Source organism: Bacillus sp. PAMC28571, assembly GCF_014250435.1.
GTDB lineage: Bacteria > Bacillota > Bacilli > Bacillales > Bacillaceae > Bacillus > Bacillus safensis.
This window is the reverse complement of the sequence record NZ_CP060191.1, coordinates 2,853,782-2,870,507: the sequence shown is the minus strand read 5'-3', so window position 1 is coordinate 2,870,507 and position 16,726 is coordinate 2,853,782. Positions and strand designations below refer to the sequence as shown.

The following is a 16,726-nucleotide window of genomic DNA, read 5'->3' as shown; positions in this document are numbered from 1 at the left end:
ACAATGATAGGGTGGCATCAATTAAGAAAAGACCGTATGGCGATTCTTTCAATCTGGCTGTTAGCGCTTGTCGCATTAGCTGGACTGTTTGCTCCAATGTTAGCACCACATGACCCAACAAATACGAACATTCTTCAAAAATATGCCGGTATCAGTCTTACTTACCCACTCGGAACGGATCATCTAGGGAGATGTGTATTATCGAGGCTTTTATATGGCATTCGGACAACAATGCTTGCAGCTATGCTGACGATGTGTATCACGATGCTCATTGGCAGCGCACTTGGACTCATGGCAGGCTTCTTTCGAGGAAAGGTGGATGGGGTTTTGATGAGGCTGTGTGATGTCATGCTGTCCTTTCCAGCAGAGGTGATGATTCTTGCGGTTGTGGGAATACTCGGACCTGGACTATTCAATATTATTTTGGCCAATGTCCTAGCGAAATGGGCTTGGTATACAAGAATGATTCGTTCGTCTGTCCTTCAATATGCGAATGAACCTTCTGTTCAATTTGCAAAGGTGACTGGCGGCAAACCCTTTTACATATTGAGGAGACATCTATTTCCTCGCATCTCAGGAGAAATTGCTGTTTTTGCGACACTTGATGCGGGCTGGGTGATCTTAAATATATCAGCACTGTCTTTTCTTGGATTAGGGGTGAGTGCACCTACACCAGAATGGGGCATGATGCTCAATGAGGCGAAGAATGTCATGGTGACACATCCAGCCCATATGCTTGCGCCTGGACTTGCCATCTTGTTTGTGGTCATGGCGTTGAGCTTTTTAGGAGACAGCCTTCAGCATGCCGCGAATCCTGCCATGCATCATACCAGAAAGAAAGGGGTGAGGCCATTTGCCTTTAATCGACGTAAAAAATCTGTCCGTACATGATCCACAGCAGCAAAAGAATATAGTGACGAATATCACATTTTCTTTACATCAACAACGCTGTTTAGCCGTCATTGGAGAAAGTGGCAGTGGAAAATCAACTGTCGCCAAAGCGTTAATTGATCTTGTCGCCCCTTCTCTAGAAGTGGAAGGAACGATCATTTTTGACGGCAAAACATTAACAAATCAAGAAGCGCATCAATGGCGGGGTAAACGAATAGGTTTCATCTCACAGGATGTCATGAATGCATTCAACCCTATTGAAACGATAGGTCATCAAATGGTGGAAACATTTCAGCAGCATTTGGGCTTACGAGGGAAAGAAGGGAAAGCACATTCTATGGCTGGGCTTACACGTGTCCATTTAAAAAATCCATATGATTTGATGAAAAAATATCCGTATGAACTGTCTGGCGGAATGCTTCAGCGTGTGATGATTGGCATCACGATGATGCTTTCTCCAGACATGATCATTGCAGACGAGCCAACTGCATCACTTGATGCCTTTAATCGGCGTGAAGTCATCAGACAATTACACAGCCTAAAGGAAGAAACGGGTGTTACCTTAATCGTCATAACGCATGATCTAGGCATCGTTCAGGAAATCGCTGATGAATTGATGGTTATGCACCAAGGAGTAATGCTTGAGCATGGGTCAGCCAAGGAAGTGTTCACATCACCTGAGCATCCCCAAACAAAGCATTTACTTGAGACGAGGCTTCGATTATCTGCCCCTACTGAAACACTGCGACAGCAGAAGAGAGTGGAGGCGTTTCCATGTTGATCACAGCTTTCGATCTAGTCAAACACGGTGAGAAGAAAGGTCTTTTTTCAAAACAAAAGAAACCAAAAGACCGCATATCAAATGTTTCGTTTCAAATCGAAAAAGGACAATGTGCCGGATTAGTCGGTGAGAGCGGCAGTGGCAAAAGTACATTGGCACGTATCCTGCTCGGTTTAGAAAAAATAGATGGAGGCGAGGTACAGATTGATGGTATGACAGCTGACAAATGGCGGAGGGTGAATCGGGGGAAAATGAGTGTTGTCTTTCAAGATTATCTATCTTCTGTTCATCCCTCCTTTACGGTGAAAGAGATCATAGCAGAACCGATGCGTTTGTTAAAGCAGAATCAGAATATGGATCAGAAGGTTTTGTCATTACTTGAGCAAGTCAGACTGCCCTCGTCTGTGCTGAATCAATATGCTCATCAGCTAAGCGGTGGTCAGCTCCAGCGAGTGTGCATCGCACGAGCCATATCAACGCATCCAGCCATTCTTATACTAGATGAAGTCTTGAGCTCACTGGATGTCTCTGTTCAAGTACAAATATTGGAGCTGCTTGAGACATTAAAACAAGAGCTAGACATGACCATGCTTCTCATTACTCATGATGTAGAAGCAGCGGTGTATCTATGTGACCGCCTTCTATTTTTACATGAAGGAAGCCTAGTGGAAGAATGCAAAAAGGACGAACTGTTTGAAGTGTCCCATCCATTTACACTCCAATTAATCGACTCACTTATGCCATTTCAGCTTGACAAAAAATAACCAATCTTTTATCGTATACGTAACAAACGACGGAAGGGTGACCCAATGCAATGAAGTACTAATCCTATGACCTGTAAGCAAAATGAACGAACGAAGGCAGTGAGCAAACGATCAGTTTGCCATGTTTGCTGCGTTTTCATTTTTTAGCTTCGGAATAGGATGGTACAGCTTGGGAATCAAAAAATGAAGTGATTGATACGTGGGATGTGTGTGTTCAAATATGAACGGCATACCATACTGGATCAATCCGCTTATTTTTGTACACCATTTTGCCTCCTATTCTGAGAATGGGAGGCTTTTTTATGTCTCCTGATATGAAAGGAGAGGATTGGATGTTATTAAAAGCCAATCAGTTAAAGGTATTTCGAAAAGATCGCTTGTTATTTGATATTGAGGAGCTAGCCATCCATCAAGGTGATCGCATTGGTCTTGTAGGGACAAATGGCAGCGGAAAAACGACTTTATTGCATGTGCTGGCAGGACAGGAAACACCAGACAGCGGCACGGTTGCCGCCACAGCGGTCTGTACGCTGCTTCCTCAATTGAAACAAGGAGACGGCAGACAGAGTGGCGGTGAAATGACCCAAACTTATATTGAAAGAGCATTAAGCCGGCCGTCTGCCCTTTTATTAGCAGATGAACCGACCACTCATTTGGATACAGAGCATATTGAGTGGCTGGAAGATAAGCTGCGTCATTATCAAGGAGCTCTCATTGTTGTTTCACATGATCGTGCTTTTTTAGATGCAATATGTACGGAGATTTGGGAACTGGATCATGGGAAGCTTCATCATTACAAAGGCAATTACACACATTTTGCACAGCAAAAAGAGCTAGCACATCGTCAGCAGGTGGAAGCGTATGAAGCCTATACACAAAAGAAAAAACAGTTAGAGCATGCACTGGAAAAGAAAAAGAAAAAGGCGGACAAAGCGACAAAGCCCTCCCAAAAGGTGAAATCCTCAGGACCTAAAATTGCAAAGCCCTACTATGCAAATAAGCAAAAAAAGCTGCAAAAAACAGCCAAATCCATTGAAACAAGGATGGAGAAATTAGAAAAGGTTGAGAAGGTAAAGGACATTCAGCCCATTCACATGACTCAGCATACGATGAAGGAAACTGCAAGCCGTACCATTTTGAGAGTGGAAAATGTAGATGGCAAGGCGGGCGATAAAGTGCTTTGGAGGCAGGCGAATGTGGAAGTGAGGGGCGGAGACAAGGTTGCCATTATCGGAAAGAACGGGAGCGGAAAAACGACATTTCTCCGTATGTTAGTGAATGGACATCCCGGAGTTACTCGTTCAGAGGCTGTCAAGCTAGCCTATTTTCGTCAGGATCTGTCAGGATTGAAGGTAGATGAATCGATTTTACAAAATGCGCTGAAAGAGGCAGTTCAAGATGAAACAGTGGTTCGAACGGTTTTGGCGAGACTAGGATTTAGAGGGGATGATGTGCACAAGCCTGTTGAGGTATTAAGCGGGGGAGAACGGGTGAAGACGATGCTTGCGTCCTTGCTCGTCAGTGATGCCAATGTTCTCATGCTGGATGAACCGACGAACTTTTTAGATCTAGCGGCAGTTGAAGCACTTGAAGGTCTATTGAAGGATTACCCAGGTACCGTTGTGTTTGTTTCCCACGATCGCAGGCTGATTGAAGAGGTTGCCACTCGTATTTTCCATATTCACGAGGAACGTATTGAAGCTTTTGAAGGCACATATGAAGCCTATAAACAAAAGGAAGAAAAACCAGCTGTGACAAATAGAGAAGAGGAGCTTCTGTTAATTGATATGCAGCTGTCTGAAGTGCTCAGCCGTTTAAGTATTGAGCCGTCGCAAGAACTTGAAGAGACATTTCAAGCATTATTGAAACAAAAAAAGTCTTTGGAGTCATAAAAGAAAACCCCTGTTTACTCTACAGGGGTTTGTTCATGTCGTTCTTTTTTTAATTGTTCAAGTTCACTCACTGTGACGAGCTGGTAGCCTTGTTTGGTGAGTTCATGGATGATCTTTACGGCAGCTTGGGCTGAGCTTTCATAAATATCGTGCATTAACACTGTTCTGCCATCGGCTGCATGTGAGAGAACGCGGTTTGTGATTTGCTGGCTGTTGCGGATTTTCCAATCCTCTGGATCAACATCCCACAAAGTGACCTTCATCCCAATTGCATGATTGATATCTTGATTTGTACCGCCATATGGCGGTCTAAAGTGCGTAGGTGTATATCCGCTCGCTTTCTCAATCAGCTGCTGGGTGTCCTTCACTTGTTTGACCGCTTCATCTAAAGGCAGTCTTGTTAATAAAGGGTGATTGTAGGAATGGTTTCCGATCTCATTCCCGCCTTTTAAAATATCGGCAAGCATTCCAGGGTAATATTGCACCCTGCTGCCTAATACGAAAAAGGTAGCATGTCCTTTATTTGCCTTCAGCGCATCTAAAATTTTTGAGGTTGTCGCTGGATTCGGTCCATCATCAAATGTGAGTGCGATGGCTTTTTTATTCGGGTCAAGCTTTGATTTTTGCGGCAGCTTGACGGCTTTTCTTTTTGGATTCGGTTCTTTCATTTCATTTTTATTTTTCAGTTTATCCATATATTCTGGCTTTAATATGTCCTTCAGCAATGTCTTTTTGATCGCGAGTGTTTGCGGACCAAGATCCTCTGCGGCTACTTGAGATGCAGGGAAATAAAATTCTACATATTTGTCTTTCAAGGCAAATTGACTGAAGTTTTGAGCATCAGGGGCTGTTCCTTTCTGAAGAAGAGGCTGATCCTTAGATAAGGTTTTGTCCTTCCGAAGCTCTGTATATGTAATATAGGATAATTTCTTTAAATAATGGGTTTTAGGCAGAAATAAATCTTTTGTGTCAAGAAAGGTTTTTTTCTGAAAATCAAAGTTAATCGTGAGATGATTGGTGGTTCCATTTTGCTGGCCAGTATACGTATAGGTCGTAAAACGAATGGCAGCAGACTGCTTTGCATAATGCACCATTTCATAATCAATATTCAGTTCATAGCGTTTATGTTCATCGATATCCTTTGCTTCACTGAATGTTTTTTTGAAATGCTCTAATGCCGAATTGGCATAGCTTTGAATCTTATCATCTAGCTCTTTTTGATGAAAAAGAGGATAGTTGACTGCATATCTCATAAATTTCCCGTCATTTACGAGAGTGACAATTTCTACGTTTTTATAGTTCGTATCCTGCTTTACATTTTTCTTCTCTGTACCGCTTGCTTGTTGATTTTGAAAGAAAGCAACTGCTCCAATGACGACTGCAAGCGCAAATAGGACGATACTCCATTTTCCCTTTACTGACACAACTTTCAAATCTCCTCTCATGACGGGTCATTCTTTATTAGTTTGACATCTGTTTGTAATATTTTTATAACATTTGACTTACTTTTGTAATTTTAGGGGATATTCATGCGAAATGTCAACTATTTTCCTATTAAACTATGAGAAAAAATGATAGGCCGTTCTGAGCGGCAAAAAGAAATCTCCTTTCTCTGCTCCGCACATACCTTCATTAATTAAAAAATAGGGTGTACATTGATTTTTTAGAGGCTGGCGGCTATAATTTTGTTGATTATGATTCTCATTTTCAAACTGACTTTTAATAAAGAAAAGGATGACACCGATTTTGCAGGATAAGCGAAAACCTCAACAAAAACGATCATCACATATTCTGTTCTTTTTGATATTTTTTCTCGCCGTCATTGGTTTAGCGGCTGCCATGTTTTTTGCTGTGTCATACGGTGCAAAAACATTGTCTCTGCAAACGGTGTGGACAGCTGTATTTGACTACCAGTCAAATGTTACAGAGCAGCAGATCATCCATGAATTAAGACTCCCTCGTGTTTTAGGGGCAGCTCTAGTGGGAGCGGCGTTTGCCGTAGCGGGTGCTCTTATGCAGGGCATCACAAGAAATCCACTGGCAGATGCGGGGATTTTGGGTATTAATGGCGGTGCGATGTTTGTGGTCGCTCTCTGTTTTGCTTTTTTCCCAGGAATGCCTTATTCGGCACTGATGTTTTTTTCCTTTATTGGTGCTGTGCTCAGTACGCTGCTGATCTTTGCGATTGGGGCGGCTGGCGGCGTATTGACACCGCTGCGTCTCACTGTAGCAGGAGCGGTTGTAGCCGCATTACTTCATGCGCTCAGCTCTGGGATCGCGATTTATTTTGACCTGAGTCAGGATTTGGCTTTTTGGTATGCAGGCGGGGTAGCTGGTGTGAAATGGCCGCAGCTGATGATTCTTGCCCCGGTCATTCTGATTGTGATCGTATGGGCAATGCTATTAGGTCGGTCACTTTCCTTACTATCGCTCGGTGAGGATACAGCGGCAAATTTAGGGGTGAAAACACGGCAAGTGCGAATACTAGGAATGACTGCTGCTGTGTTATTAGCAGGGGTTTCTGTTTCAGCAGTCGGATCGATTGGGTTTGTCGGTCTTGTCATCCCTCATATTGCACGAAAGCTTGTTGGTGTAGACTATCGTTTCGTCATTCCGATGTCAGCGATACTAGGCGCAATGCTGCTTGTCTTTGCAGACCTTGCCAGCCGTACAGTCAATCCGCCAAGAGAGCTTGCCATTGGCGTGATGGTGGCACTGGTTGGTGTTCCTTTCTTCTTATACATTGCCAGAAAAGAAGGGAGGAACCTGTCATGAGAGAGAAACAGCGTGCTCTTGTCGTGACACTCGTTTTGCTTTGCCTGAGTGCGGCTGTTGTGCTGTATAGTTTAAATACCGGTACGCTGAAACTAAGCCCTGTCATGGTCGTCAAGACGTTATTTGGCTTTGGAGATTTCCAAAGTGAAACGGTGCTGTTTGACTATCGTCTGCCTCGAATTGTGGTGACGATGTTAGCTGGTATTGGTCTTGGCATTGCTGGCGGCATTTTGCAGAGCTTATCCCGTAACCCGCTGGCCGATCCTGGGATTATTGGATTGAATGCAGGGGCAGCCTTTGGCTTAATTGTGTTTGTGACATATTTTCACGCACTTGAAGGCAATCCGTCTCTTCTTATTCCGCTCTTTACGTTTGGCGGCGGACTGCTTGCGGCAGCTGTCATCGTGCTTCTTGCATATGACCGGCATGAAGGGCTTGTTCCTATCCGGCTGATCTTAGTTGGCATTGCGGTTGCTGCGGGATTTAGTGCACTCACCTTATATTTGTCATTGAAGCTGGATGAAGATACATACACGTTTGCTTCAAGGTGGCTTGTGGGCAATGTATGGGGGAGAGACTGGATTCATGTGCTGGCGCTTCTGCCTTGGATTGTATGCCTTGTACCGCTTACGCTGATGCAGACAAACACGCTTAATGCATTGACATTAGGAGATGCTGTCGCCTCAAGTGTAGGTGTACGTGTCCAGCGTAAACGTCTTCTCCTCTTGACCTTAGCGGTAGGCCTCGCGAGTGCAAGTGTTTCAATGACAGGTGGTATTGGCTTTATTGGTCTCGTCGCCCCGCATTTGGCTAGGAGGCTTGTCGGTTCACTGCATCAGTATTTTTTACCAGTTAGTGCGCTGCTTGGCTTGTTGATTTTAGTCAGTGCCGATACAATCGGACGTTCCATCTTTGCTCCAAATGCCATACCGGCGGGTGTGGTCGTGGCCTTTATCGGTGCCCCGTATTTTCTCTATTTATTAACTAAAACGAAATAAATATGAAAGAGGAACTCATCATGAAAAAACTACTAGTATTTGGATTAACGCTCTGTTTCTTGCTGCTTGCCGCTTGCGGACAACAGGAAACAAAGAATACAACAAATGAAAAGACCAATGGCACACCAAAGATTGCTTCCTTGTCTATTCATTTAACAAATGACTTGTTAGCACTCGGTATCAAACCGGCGGGCTCTGTTGTAGGAGGAGACTTAAAAGATTTCCTTCCACATGCGAAAAAGCAGCTGAGTCAGACGAAGAAGCTCGGCATTGCATCTGATCCAGATATGGAATCACTGCTTGCGTTACAACCAGATGTCATTTATGTTGATGAAGAATTAGCCGGACAAGACTTATCGAAATATAAGAAGATCGCCAAAACAGAAGTGTTTAATTTAAATGATGGCACATGGCGGGATCATTTGAAAAAAATCGCCAAACACGTCAATAAAGAAAAAGAAGCGGATCAATATATTAAGAATTACAATCAAGAAGCAAAAGAGGTCAAATCGCTCATCAAGAAAAAGATTGGAAACGGAAAAGTCATGGCGATCCGTGTGACAGCAAAGGAGCTTCGCGTATTTAGCATGAAGCGCCCAATGGGTCCTATTTTATACGAGGATTTAGGCCTGACACCTGTCGATGGTGTGAAAAAGCTGGACAGCAAGCGCCCGTTTGAAGTGATTTCTCAAGAGGTTCTTCCTGATTATGATGCTGATGCGATCTTTGTCGTTGTCAACCGTGATGATAAAGCGCAGCAGGCATTCAAGCAATTAGAAAAGACTCCGATTTGGAAAGGTCTAAAAGCAGTGAAGAAAAACCAAGTCTATCCGATTGCCGATCAGCCGTGGCTCGATTACTCAGCTCTAGGCAATAAAATGGCATTGGATGAAGCAAAAGAGATGTTTTCTAAATAAATAGCAAATGAAATCAGGCATCATTCCGCATATAGGAATGATGTCTCTTTTTTTGATTCGTTCTTCTATTCATTCGGCTGATGCATACATATGAGAGAGAACGAGCAATACCGCCCGTGAGAAGAGGAAAGGGAGGGGTTACAGTTGGAGGTTCAAAAAATTAGTGCAGGTACGATTGCAAGGCTTGTGCTGCTTTTACTGGCGCTTGTTAATAGTGCGCTAACTGCTGCGGGAAAAAGCCCAATTCCTATTGATGAAGAAGGCGTTCAACAATTCATCACACTGGCCTTTCTGGGAATTACATCACTATGGGCCTATTGGAAAAACAATGATATAACGAAAAAAGCACGAACAAAAAAAGAAGAATAACAGAAAAAAGAGCCTTTCATGAATCAAAGGCTCTTTTTCATCGAAGCGTCAAACGCCTCTCCCCGCAATCATTCTTCCTGAAAGGCTTACGCCCGGCGTTCTCCCATGTTGTTGAGGAAAGCTTTTACTTCCTCAATGCTTAAACCAATTGCCTTTGCTTCACTCATTAGACGCTTCCACTCTGCGATATTTGAATCGGTCAGCTTTCTATGGGTGACATGTAACGACTTTTCTTCCTGCTCCTTTCGGTACGTTTGGAGCAGCTGATAGAGCTCTTCTTTAGGCATGCCTGATTGGACGGCACTTACGATATGCTCCCGCCATTCGTGTTCACCACCCTCAGCGTAATGAAACATCATCGTCTCTGCATCAAACAGCTCTTGTAAATCAATCTCTAGTGAAGAGGATACCTTTTTTAAGAACTGGACAGATGGATTTCTGTGGACACCACGCTCAATTTTGCTCAAATATGACTTAGAGACATGAGCATCCTCAGCCAGCTGCTGAATCGAGTATCCTTTTCTCTTTCGGTAAATGCGTATCACCTTGCCTATCATTCGATCAATGATCTCCCTTCTCACCGGCGAATAGTTCTGCGACCTTTTCGTTCATTATAAGAAATAAATTGTTCTTTATAAAATTCAAAAACGTAAGAATCAGGAAGTAAACAAAAGAAAACGAACGATTTCGTTCTTTAAAAAGAACTATAAGACCTATTATGACATTTTTCTTTGCGGGTATTATCTTTTATAATCCAATCATTAACAAAAAGAAACCATATATAACCTTTTTATGATGAAATCGGGAGGTATCTATGAATGAGAATATAGGTTTTAAGCAGCTGTTTTCTGTCATTAAAGAGAAAATGGCCCTTCTGATCCTGATTGTCCTGATCGTAACGGGCATTTCAGCCTATTATCAGTTCTATGTCTCGACTCCTGTATATCAGGCAACCACTCAAATTCTTGTTCATAAACGCAGCAATGACGCACAAGCAGATTTAAACGATATTCAGATGAACCTTCAATATACACGTACCTTTCAAGTTTTATTAAAAAGCCCAATCGTCATTGAAAAAGTAAAAGAAACACTCCATCTCACAGAATCAGCAGAAGGACTAAAACACAAAATTGCCACAAGTACAGAAAATGAGTCAGAGGTCATCAATATTTCTGTACAAGATGAGGATCGCGCGAAGGCAGTCGCCATTGCGAATACCGCAACAGAGGTGCTGCAAGAAGAAATCAAAAAAACAATGAATATGGATCGCATTAATGTTTTGTCTGAAGCCAAGCTGTCCAACACGATTCTGATGAATTCAAGGAAGTTCGTTCATATCGTTCTGGCACTAGGCGCCTCTTTATTAGGGGGCATGACACTCATTTTCTTAATGAATTTACTCGATGATACTGTAAAACGAACACATCAAATAAGAGAAGAGATCGGATTGCCGTCGCTTGGCAGTGTCTATCAGATGCAGGCAGACAGGAGGGCCAAAAAAGACAAGCAGTCCGTCATAACGGGAGGACAGAACATTGATCTTTAAGAGGAAGAAAAGAGAAAAGAGAGATTTATCCTGTATTTCTGTATTAAATCCTCACTCTGTCATTGCGGAACAATTCCGTACGATCCGAACAAACATCGAATTCACATCGATCCAAACAAGGCTGAAATCGATATTAGTGACCTCCTCCTTACCGAAGGAAGGGAAATCATTTACGGCTGCAAACTTAGCAGCTGTTTTTGCACAGCAGAACAAGCGGGTGCTGCTCATGGATGCTGACTTGCGAAAGCCGGCCGTCCATGAATATTTTGACTTGAGTCATCATACCGGTTTGACGAATGTGCTATTAAATAATTGCAGCTTGGAAGAAGCTATTTTACCGACACCGATTGAGCATTTAGAGCTGCTTCCGAGCGGAACCATTCCGCCGAATCCAGCTGAGCTGCTCTCCTCTTCTGTAATGAAGCAGTTATTTTATGAGATTGAACAGCAATATGACATGGTGATTGTTGATTCCACACCGCTTCTGCCAGTTGCAGATGCAAAGATTTTGGCGAACCGGACGGATGGGAGCATTCTCGTTGTCTTAAGCGGCAAAACAAAGATTGCTGCTGTGAAGAAATCAAAAGAAGTATTAGAAGGAACAACAAGTAAACTGCTTGGAGCTATGCTAAATGGCAAGAAAGAGAAAAAGGGCAGGCTGTACATGTATTAAAAAGATTGATAGGTGATGTCTCCTAATCTTTAACAATGGAGGCACTCGATCCTGCTGTGGGCATAACCGTGCCTTAGATGCTCGTCATCAGTAGTGGGATGTGAGGACGGGTTTGATGCCCATATTACGTAAGAATAGTGATGCTTTAAAAAGGGGGAGGAGCGTTGACTTACGCCCAAAGATTATCAATCATCGTAGCACTAGATTCATATCTCATCTTAGTTGCCGTCTTTTTTGGTTTTCAATTTGTCCAAGAGGCGGCTTTAACCGTTTATACATTTGAAATGCTCGCCATTTCTTCACTCAGTCTGCTCATTGGGCACCATATATTTGCCTGCATTTTTCATGTGTACAAGCAAGTATGGGCTTATACAGGAGTAAGAGAGTTATTTTCTTTAATGAAGACCTTTGTGTGTTCTTTTTTATTTTCGATGACGATGCTGTACCTTTTCGTGCAGACATGGCCATTTCGGTTTTTATTCATCGTGTGGCTTTTTCATATCTTATTCATCGGTGCATCTCGAATGGCGTCTAGGTTATTTCATGACGGGGCAAAGCGGCTTCAGGCAGAAAAAGAGCGGGCCTTAATTATTGGTGCCGGATCAGCAGGAACCATGCTCGTTCGTCAGCTTCAGCAATCGAGTGATGTACATATTGAGCCAGTCGCCTTCATCGATGATGACAAGACGAAACATCGGCTTGAAATTATGGGTCTGCCTGTTATAGGAGGAAAAGAACAAATTCAAACAGCTGTCGTGATGATGGATATTCAGAAGATCATCATCGCCATTCCGTCCAAAAGCAGCCACACCTTAAAAGGGCTGTATAAGGAATGTGTCGCGACCGGAGTCAAAACACAGATCATGCCGGAAATGGAGCAGATTTTAAAAGGAACCCATGCGCTGAATCAATTACGGGATGTACAGCCAGAGGATTTACTAGGGAGAGAACCGATTCAATTAGATACGAGCCGTCTATCTGCTCATTTAAAGGGAAAAACAATCATGGTCACAGGGGCAGGCGGATCGATTGGATCAGAAATCTGCCGTCAAATTTGTGTGTTTGCTCCTCAAGCGATTGTACTTGTGGGACATGGAGAATTTAGCATTCATTCTATTTTACTAGAGCTGAAAGAATTATATGGAGGCAGCATCAGACTCTATCCACAAATTGCGGATATTCAAGATAAACAGAAAATGAGTGAAATCGTTGGTCAATTTCAGCCGGATATGATTTATCATGCTGCGGCACATAAGCATGTCCCGCTCATGGAGATCAGTCCGAAAGAAGCTGTGAAAAACAATATTATCGGGACAAAAAATGTCGCAGAAGCCGCACACGAGCACGGCATTGAAACATTCGTCCTCATCTCATCTGACAAAGCGGTCAACCCTGCCAATGTGATGGGAGCCACAAAGCGGTTTGCTGAAATGCTGATCATGCAAATGGGGGCAAGCAGCGAAACAAAATTTGTCGCCGTTCGATTTGGAAATGTGCTCGGAAGCAGAGGGAGCGTCATCCCTATTTTTAAGAAACAAATCGAGCAAGGCGGGCCGGTGACGGTCACTCACCCAGCCATGACAAGATATTTTATGACCATCCCAGAAGCATCAAGGCTTGTGATTCAGGCAGGTGCACTGGCAGAAGGAAGACAGATTTTTGTTTTAGATATGGGGGAGCCAGTGAAAATCGTGGACCTCGCAGAAAACCTCATTCACCTCTCAGGCTACACCACAGACCAGATTCCAATCACTTTCACAGGCATTCGTCCTGGAGAGAAAATGTACGAGGAATTACTCAACCAGCATGAAAAAGCACAGGAGCAAATCTTCCCGAAAATTCACATCGGCCATGCGCTGGTTGGTGACCCATATGTGCTGAACCGTTTTATCCATGAATTTGACATGATGAGTGAAGAGCAAATGAGACAAGCTTTATTTGCTGCCATTGAGTCGCATGATATGTTGTCCGATCAGATGACACGAGAGGAGGAAGCGCTTGCCAATGAAGAAAAAAGTCTTGTTTTGCGCAACGGTTGATTATCACTTTAAGGCCTTTCATCTTCCGTATTTCCGGTGGTTTCAGGAACAAGGATGGGAAGTGCATACAGCGGCAAACGGCCAGCTGAAGCTGCCCTATGTGAATCAAGCTCACTCAATTCCGATTCAGCGCTCTCCTTTTCATGTACGCAACCGGCTTGCGTATGTAGAACTGAAGAAGCTGTTAGCGAAAGAGCACTATGATTTCATCCATTGCCACACACCAATGGGAAGTGTCATTGGCAGGCTCGCAGCCAAAGGTACGCGCAAAAAAGGAACGAAGGTTCTTTACACGGCACATGGCTTTCACTTTTGGCAGGGGGCGCCGCTTCAAAACTGGCTGCTCTATTATCCAATAGAGAGATTTCTCGCCCGATATACAGACGCTCTGATCACCATTAATGGAGAAGATTTTAAAAGAGCCGACCGTCTATCAAAAGAACGGACATCTGTTTATTATGTGCCCGGTATGGGTGTGGATATGAAGCGGTTCGCACCTGTCGATGAAAAAGAGAAGCAGAGCCTTCGCGCAGCCTATGGCTTTTCCTCGGAAGATTTTATCGTGCTGTGTGCTGGTGAATTAAATACGAATAAAAATCAAGGGATGCTCATCAAAGCATGTGCACAGCTGTCTAGGAAAATACCAAATATAAAGATCGTGTTTGCTGGGGAAGGGACAATGAGGCCGAACTATGAAAAGCTTACCCGCCAGCTCCATCTTGAAAATCATGTCCACTTTGCTGGGTTTTGCAAACAAATGGAGGAATGGATGCATATGAGCGATGTATGTGTTTCCACCAGCTTGAGAGAAGGGCTCGGCATGAACCTGCTTGAAGCGATGTCGGCAGAAAAACCTGTGGTTGCAACGGAGAATAGAGGACATTGTGAGCTTGTCAAACATGGCGTCAATGGTTTTTTAGTTAAACCGCAAGATGTGAATAGTTTAGCTGATTACTTGCAGCAGCTCTACGACAAAAAAGATCAGCTGCCCCTCATGGGAAAAGCGGGACGCTCTATGGCTCATGCATTTGCACAAGAGCAGACGGTCAGTGCAATGGAAGAAATTTATACAATCTATATGGATCAAGCAGAGAAGGTGATACAGCATGCATAAACCAAAGGTGTCTATGATCATGGGCGTCTACAATTGCCAAGAGACAGTAGAAGAAAGCATTGAATCTATTCTTCATCAAACATATGAAAACTGGGAGCTCATCATATGTGATGACGCATCAACAGATGGCACTTATGAGAAAGTGCTGTCTTATACAAAACGACATCCTGAAAGAATTCGCCTGATCCGCAATCAACAAAATCAAAGACTCGCTGCCAGTCTCAATCGCTGCCTGGCTGAAGCGAGGGGAGAGTTGATTGCAAGGCAGGATGGCGACGATCTATCAGTGCCTGTTCGTTTAGAAAAACAGGTTCATTTCCTCGATACATATCCTGAATATGATGTGGTCGGTACGGCAATGACGGTTTTTGATGAAACGGGAACAAAGGGTGTGCGGGCACTTGTTTCAGAGCCTGATCGGAAGGTGTTGGCAAGAGGGACTCCTTTTTGTCATGGGACCATTATGATGAGGGCTTCTGCTTACAAGGCTTTACAAGGCTATCGTTCTGTAAAAACAACAAGGCGGATGGAAGATATCGATCTTTGGATCCGCTTTTTTGCTACTGGAAGGAAAGGTTTTAATTTACAAGAGCCGTTATATCTGGTGAGAGAGGATGAAGCGGCCTTTCAACGGCGAAAGTTTCGATATTCGATGGATAATGCCTGGCTCGTTTTGAAAGCATGCTGGCTATTAAAGCTGTCGCCGCTTGACTATTTATTTGCTCTAAAGCCGGTGGTCCGTGCCTGCTTGTCACCGAAGATCATGAAGCTTTATCATCGCCGGAAGCTGGCGGCGTCTATGCTGAAGAGGAGGGCGATTCGGGATGAGTGAGCCAATACGCGTGCTTCATATTGTGGGCGGGATGAACCGCGGCGGAGCTGAAACAATGATCATGAATATCTATCGTGCACTCGACAGGAATGTCCTTCAATTTGATTTCATTACTCACCGGCAGGACGTCTGTGATTATGATGAGGAAATTCGCCGGCTTGGGGGACGAATCTTTTACGTCCCAAGTATTGGGGCGTCCTCTCCGGTTGCTTTTGTGAAAACATTGACCAAGACAATTAGGCAAACAGGGCCCTATCAGGCAGTGCATGCACATACGGATTTTCAGACGGGTTTTTCCGCACTTGCTGCCAAACTAGCGGGTGTAAAGGTGCGCATTTGCCATTCACATAATACAGCGTGGAAGCAGTCGCCAAACTGGCTGGATCATATGATGCTCAAAGGATTTCGCCAGCTGATCTTTGCATTCTCTACACAGCTTGTTGCATGCGGAGAGGATGCCGGTGTCTTTTTATTTGGACAGAAAAAAATGCAGAACGGGCAAGTTGAGGTGCTGCCAAATGGGATAGATTTATCCCTTTTTTTTCAGCCTGATCCAGACGAAAAGGCAGAGATGAAAAAGCAGCTCCATCTTCGCGAAAAAAACATGGTCATCGGTCATATTGGGCGGTTCCATGAGCAAAAAAATCATGTTTTTTTTATGGAGCTGGCACAGACCTTAAAGAAGCAAGGGGTTTCATTTCAGCTTGTCCTCGTAGGAGATGGTCCACTGAAGCAAGTAGTCGAATCGTATGCAGAGAAGGCAGGCTTGATGGAGGACATTGTCTTTACAGGCGTCGTATCAGACGTTCCACAATATATGAAAGCATTTGATGTATTTGTGATGCCTTCCTTGTTTGAAGGTCTTCCGCTTGTATTAGTGGAAGCACAGGCGTCTGGTCTGCCTTGTGTGATTTCAGATCATATTACAGAGGAAGTAGATTTAGGCTGCGGGCTTGTGAAAAGGATGTCCCTCCGAGATTCCGCGCATGAATGGATGAAGGCGGTGCTTGAAGCATATCATGCAGAACCTCCTCTTCAAGAGACCATTACCTCTCAGCTTGAACAAAGAGGATTTGATGTGAAACAGAATATTACACGTGTGATGAATCTATATGGACTGTAAGGAAGGAAGGGC

General features: G+C 43.8%; 16 protein-coding genes. 14 read left to right on the top strand and 2 right to left on the bottom strand.

Annotated elements, in window-relative coordinates; translation table 11 throughout:
• The first annotated feature begins 3 nt into the window (after positions 1-3).
• The 4 genes from opp1C (at position 4) to abc-f (ending at position 4,328) form a co-directional block, all read left to right on the top strand.
• On the top strand, positions 4-891 hold the full coding sequence (gene opp1C / locus H7F25_RS14605) for a nickel/cobalt ABC transporter permease (protein WP_024423538.1): 888 nt from the start codon (positions 4-6) through the stop codon (positions 889-891).
• Entirely contained in the window at positions 854-1,672 is an 819-nt protein-coding gene (locus H7F25_RS14600; RefSeq protein ID WP_122631947.1) for an ABC transporter ATP-binding protein, read from the top strand. The genes opp1C and H7F25_RS14600 overlap by 38 nt, the downstream gene beginning before the upstream one ends.
• Complete coding sequence (locus H7F25_RS14595; RefSeq protein WP_044333957.1) at positions 1,666-2,436, top strand: ABC transporter ATP-binding protein; 771 nt, start codon at positions 1,666-1,668, stop codon at positions 2,434-2,436. Before H7F25_RS14600 ends, H7F25_RS14595 begins: the two co-directional genes overlap by 7 nt.
• A 332-nt stretch (positions 2,437-2,768) precedes the next feature.
• Positions 2,769-4,328 (top strand): ribosomal protection-like ABC-F family protein, encoded by a 1,560-nt coding sequence (gene abc-f, locus H7F25_RS14590; RefSeq protein WP_220396322.1) that lies wholly within the window; start codon positions 2,769-2,771, stop codon positions 4,326-4,328.
• A 14-nt stretch (positions 4,329-4,342) separates the two neighbouring features.
• Here abc-f and H7F25_RS14585 read toward each other — a convergent pair whose 3' ends face one another.
• On the bottom strand, positions 4,343-5,752 hold the full coding sequence (locus tag H7F25_RS14585) for a polysaccharide deacetylase family protein (protein WP_025094017.1): 1,410 nt from the start codon (positions 5,750-5,752) through the stop codon (positions 4,343-4,345).
• 322 nt (positions 5,753-6,074) lie between these two features.
• On the opposite strand from H7F25_RS14585, the gene H7F25_RS14580 reads away from it, so the two are divergent.
• The 4 genes from H7F25_RS14580 (at position 6,075) to H7F25_RS14565 (ending at position 9,387) form a co-directional block, all read left to right on the top strand.
• Positions 6,075-7,103 carry a FecCD family ABC transporter permease gene (locus H7F25_RS14580; RefSeq protein WP_151039875.1) on the top strand — a complete coding sequence of 343 codons (1,029 nt, stop codon included), beginning with the start codon at positions 6,075-6,077 and terminating at the stop codon, positions 7,101-7,103.
• The gene (locus tag H7F25_RS14575; protein WP_024423532.1) at positions 7,100-8,101 is read left to right on the top strand and encodes a FecCD family ABC transporter permease; all 1,002 of its coding nucleotides are present in this window, start codon (positions 7,100-7,102) and stop codon (positions 8,099-8,101) included. The genes H7F25_RS14580 and H7F25_RS14575 overlap by 4 nt, the downstream gene beginning before the upstream one ends.
• A gap of 17 nt (positions 8,102-8,118) precedes the next feature.
• Positions 8,119-9,018, top strand: coding sequence for an iron-hydroxamate ABC transporter substrate-binding protein (locus H7F25_RS14570; RefSeq protein ID WP_370880892.1), 900 nt, complete (start codon positions 8,119-8,121; stop codon positions 9,016-9,018).
• Positions 9,019-9,162: 144 nt separating this feature from the next.
• Complete coding sequence (locus tag H7F25_RS14565; RefSeq protein ID WP_024423530.1) at positions 9,163-9,387, top strand: phage holin; 225 nt, start codon at positions 9,163-9,165, stop codon at positions 9,385-9,387.
• A gap of 86 nt (positions 9,388-9,473) precedes the next feature.
• Here H7F25_RS14565 and slrR read toward each other — a convergent pair whose 3' ends face one another.
• Positions 9,474-9,944 (bottom strand): HTH-type transcriptional regulator SlrR, encoded by a 471-nt coding sequence (gene slrR, locus H7F25_RS14560; RefSeq protein WP_024426096.1) that lies wholly within the window; start codon positions 9,942-9,944, stop codon positions 9,474-9,476.
• Positions 9,945-10,201: 257 nt separating this feature from the next.
• On the opposite strand from slrR, the gene H7F25_RS14555 reads away from it, so the two are divergent.
• From H7F25_RS14555 to H7F25_RS14530, 6 genes are all read left to right on the top strand, one after another.
• Positions 10,202-10,933, top strand: a complete 732-nt coding sequence (locus H7F25_RS14555; RefSeq protein WP_024423528.1) for a YveK family protein — start codon at positions 10,202-10,204, stop codon at positions 10,931-10,933.
• Complete coding sequence (locus tag H7F25_RS14550) at positions 10,923-11,606, top strand: CpsD/CapB family tyrosine-protein kinase (RefSeq protein ID WP_024423527.1); 684 nt, start codon at positions 10,923-10,925, stop codon at positions 11,604-11,606. The genes H7F25_RS14555 and H7F25_RS14550 overlap by 11 nt, the downstream gene beginning before the upstream one ends.
• Positions 11,607-11,770: 164 nt before the next feature.
• On the top strand, positions 11,771-13,645 hold the full coding sequence (locus H7F25_RS14545; RefSeq protein ID WP_185853861.1) for a polysaccharide biosynthesis protein: 1,875 nt from the start codon (positions 11,771-11,773) through the stop codon (positions 13,643-13,645).
• Positions 13,611-14,759 carry a glycosyltransferase family 4 protein gene (locus tag H7F25_RS14540; protein WP_185853860.1) on the top strand — a complete coding sequence of 383 codons (1,149 nt, stop codon included), beginning with the start codon at positions 13,611-13,613 and terminating at the stop codon, positions 14,757-14,759. Before H7F25_RS14545 ends, H7F25_RS14540 begins: the two co-directional genes overlap by 35 nt.
• A complete protein-coding gene (locus H7F25_RS14535; protein WP_185853859.1) occupies positions 14,752-15,591 on the top strand; it encodes a glycosyltransferase EpsE in 840 nt (279 codons plus the stop codon). The genes H7F25_RS14540 and H7F25_RS14535 overlap by 8 nt, the downstream gene beginning before the upstream one ends.
• Entirely contained in the window at positions 15,584-16,714 is a 1,131-nt protein-coding gene (locus H7F25_RS14530; RefSeq protein ID WP_185853858.1) for a glycosyltransferase family 1 protein, read from the top strand. Before H7F25_RS14535 ends, H7F25_RS14530 begins: the two co-directional genes overlap by 8 nt.
• The last annotated feature ends 12 nt before the right edge of the window (positions 16,715-16,726 follow it).

Coding starts and splice junctions, on each gene's coding strand:
- opp1C (WP_024423538.1), top strand. CDS start 4: ATGATAGGGTGGCATCAATTAAGAAAAGACCGTATGGCGATTCTTTCA.
- H7F25_RS14595 (WP_044333957.1), top strand. CDS start 1,666: ATGTTGATCACAGCTTTCGATCTAGTCAAACACGGTGAGAAGAAAGGT.
- abc-f (WP_220396322.1), top strand. CDS start 2,769: ATGTTATTAAAAGCCAATCAGTTAAAGGTATTTCGAAAAGATCGCTTG.
- H7F25_RS14575 (WP_024423532.1), top strand. CDS start 7,100: ATGAGAGAGAAACAGCGTGCTCTTGTCGTGACACTCGTTTTGCTTTGC.
- slrR (WP_024426096.1), bottom strand. CDS start 9,944: ATGATAGGCAAGGTGATACGCATTTACCGAAAGAGAAAAGGATACTCG.
- H7F25_RS14555 (WP_024423528.1), top strand. CDS start 10,202: ATGAATGAGAATATAGGTTTTAAGCAGCTGTTTTCTGTCATTAAAGAG.
- H7F25_RS14540 (WP_185853860.1), top strand. CDS start 13,611: ATGAAGAAAAAAGTCTTGTTTTGCGCAACGGTTGATTATCACTTTAAG.
- H7F25_RS14535 (WP_185853859.1), top strand. CDS start 14,752: ATGCATAAACCAAAGGTGTCTATGATCATGGGCGTCTACAATTGCCAA.
- H7F25_RS14530 (WP_185853858.1), top strand. CDS start 15,584: ATGAGTGAGCCAATACGCGTGCTTCATATTGTGGGCGGGATGAACCGC.